Raw genomic sequence first — 545 nt, forward strand, 5'->3', positions numbered from 1 at the left:
TGGCTTGGCTTCCATGAACACGCCACGGCTGTGGAGCATGCGGAAGGTGTCGCGGGCGCTGTGACCGAGGGCCAGAACCACGTGTCTGGAATGCAGGGTTTCGCCGCTGGCCAGTTGCACGCCGACCAGTTGGCCGTCTTCGATCAGCACGTCGCTGACGCGCTCCTGGAAGCGCACTTCACCGCCCAGTTCGCGGATCTGCTCGCGCATGTTTTCGACCATGCCGGTCAGGCGGAACGTACCGATGTGCGGCTTGCTGACGTAGAGGATTTCTTCCGGCGCGCCGGCCTTGACGAACTCGTGCAGGACTTTACGACCGAGGAATTTCGGGTCCTTGATCTGGCTGTACAGCTTGCCGTCGGAGAACGTCCCCGCGCCGCCTTCGCCAAACTGTACGTTGGACTCGGGATTGAGCACGCTTTTGCGCCACAGGCCCCAGGTGTCCTTGGTGCGCTGACGGACTTCAGTGCCGCGTTCGAGAATGATCGGTTTGAAGCCCATCTGCGCCAGCAGCAGGCCGGCGAAGATGCCGCACGGGCCGAAAC

1 protein-coding gene is annotated in these 545 nt (G+C 62.8%); it reads right to left on the bottom strand.

Annotated features, from left to right (window positions below):
• The coding region (locus J5M71_RS26890) for an FAD-dependent oxidoreductase (protein WP_347709879.1) at nt 1–545 on the bottom strand (545 nt) is incomplete at both ends.

The organism is Pseudomonas sp. 43(2021), from assembly GCF_017490805.1.
Classification (GTDB): Bacteria; Pseudomonadota; Gammaproteobacteria; order Pseudomonadales; family Pseudomonadaceae; genus Aquipseudomonas.